At 49.2% G+C, this 1,977-nt stretch carries 2 tRNA genes and 1 rRNA gene; all 3 read left to right on the top strand.

Annotation, left to right across the window (positions count from 1 at the left end):
• Positions 1–151 precede the first annotated feature (151 nt).
• The 3 genes from AVJ19_RS21030 to AVJ19_RS21020 all read left to right on the top strand — a co-directional run bounded on the left by AVJ19_RS21030 (position 152) and on the right by AVJ19_RS21020 (position 1,977).
• Positions 152–1,690, top strand: a 16S ribosomal RNA gene (locus AVJ19_RS21030).
• A gap of 59 nt (positions 1,691–1,749) precedes the next feature.
• Positions 1,750–1,825, top strand: a tRNA-Ile gene (locus AVJ19_RS21025).
• A 76-nt stretch (positions 1,826–1,901) separates the two neighbouring features.
• Positions 1,902–1,977: transfer RNA gene (locus AVJ19_RS21020), tRNA-Ala, on the top strand.

Genomic DNA, 1,977 nt, shown 5'->3' with positions numbered 1-1,977 from the left:
TGAAGAACAACTTGTGTGGATTTTTACTGGTTGATCGATCGAAATTATTTTCATTGATTAATGGTAGAAATTACTCGAAGTTTATTTGAGAAATATTTGTCAGTAATTGATGAGCCAGATTTGGTGTTTAGAATAAAACACTATTGATTTTAAACTGAAGAGTTTGATCATGGCTCAGATTGAACGCTGGCGGCAGGCTTAACACATGCAAGTCGAGCGGGGAAAGGTAGCTTGCTACTAGACCTAGCGGCGGACGGGTGAGTAATACTTAGGAATCTGCCTATTAGTGGGGGACAACATTTCGAAAGGAATGCTAATACCGCATACGTCCTACGGGAGAAAGCAGGGGATCACTTGTGACCTTGCGCTAATAGATGAGCCTAAGTCAGATTAGCTAGTTGGTGGGGTAAAGGCCTACCAAGGCGACGATCTGTAACGGGTCTGAGAGGATGATCCGTCACACTGGGACTGAGACACGGCCCAGACTCCTACGGGAGGCAGCAGTGGGGAATATTGGACAATGGGGGGAACCCTGATCCAGCCATGCCGCGTGTGTGAAGAAGGCCTTTTGGTTGTAAAGCACTTTAAGCGAGGAGGAGGCTCTTTTGGTTAATACCCAGAATGAGTGGACGTTACTCGCAGAATAAGCACCGGCTAACTCTGTGCCAGCAGCCGCGGTAATACAGAGGGTGCGAGCGTTAATCGGATTTACTGGGCGTAAAGCGTACGTAGGCGGCTTTTTAAGTCGGATGTGAAATCCCTGAGCTTAACTTAGGAATTGCATTCGATACTGGGAAGCTAGAGTATGGGAGAGGATGGTAGAATTCCAGGTGTAGCGGTGAAATGCGTAGAGATCTGGAGGAATACCGATGGCGAAGGCAGCCATCTGGCCTAATACTGACGCTGAGGTACGAAAGCATGGGGAGCAAACAGGATTAGATACCCTGGTAGTCCATGCCGTAAACGATGTCTACTAGCCGTTGGGGCCTTTGAGGCTTTAGTGGCGCAGCTAACGCGATAAGTAGACCGCCTGGGGAGTACGGTCGCAAGACTAAAACTCAAATGAATTGACGGGGGCCCGCACAAGCGGTGGAGCATGTGGTTTAATTCGATGCAACGCGAAGAACCTTACCTGGTCTTGACATAGTAAGAACTTTCCAGAGATGGATTGGTGCCTTCGGGAACTTACATACAGGTGCTGCATGGCTGTCGTCAGCTCGTGTCGTGAGATGTTGGGTTAAGTCCCGCAACGAGCGCAACCCTTTTCCTTATTTGCCAGCACTTCGGGTGGGAACTTTAAGGATACTGCCAGTGACAAACTGGAGGAAGGCGGGGACGACGTCAAGTCATCATGGCCCTTACGACCAGGGCTACACACGTGCTACAATGGTCGGTACAAAGGGTTGCTACCTAGCGATAGGATGCTAATCTCAAAAAGCCGATCGTAGTCCGGATTGGAGTCTGCAACTCGACTCCATGAAGTCGGAATCGCTAGTAATCGCGGATCAGAATGCCGCGGTGAATACGTTCCCGGGCCTTGTACACACCGCCCGTCACACCATGGGAATTTGTTGCACCAGAAGTAGGTAGTCTAACCGCAAGGAGGACGCTTACCACGGTGTGGCCGATGACTGGGGTGAAGTCGTAACAAGGTAGCCGTAGGGGAACCTGCGGCTGGATCACCTCCTTAACGAAAGATTGACGATCGGTAAGAATCCACAACAAGTTGTTCTTCATGAATGTATCTGAGGGTCTGTAGCTCAGTTGGTTAGAGCACACGCTTGATAAGCGTGGGGTCACAAGTTCAAGTCTGTCAGACCCACCAAATCTGACAAACAAGCATTTGAATAAAATGTAGGGCGAACAGAAAATCAGAAACATTAAAATCTATATGATAAGCTGGGGACTTAGCTTAGTTGGTAGAGCGCCTGCTTTGCACGCAGGAGGTCAGGAGTTCGACTCTCCTAGTCTCCACCA

The organism is Acinetobacter sp. CFCC 10889 (assembly GCF_003268395.1).
GTDB lineage: Bacteria > Pseudomonadota > Gammaproteobacteria > Pseudomonadales > Moraxellaceae > Acinetobacter.
This window is presented reverse-complemented; position numbering and strand designations above follow the sequence as displayed.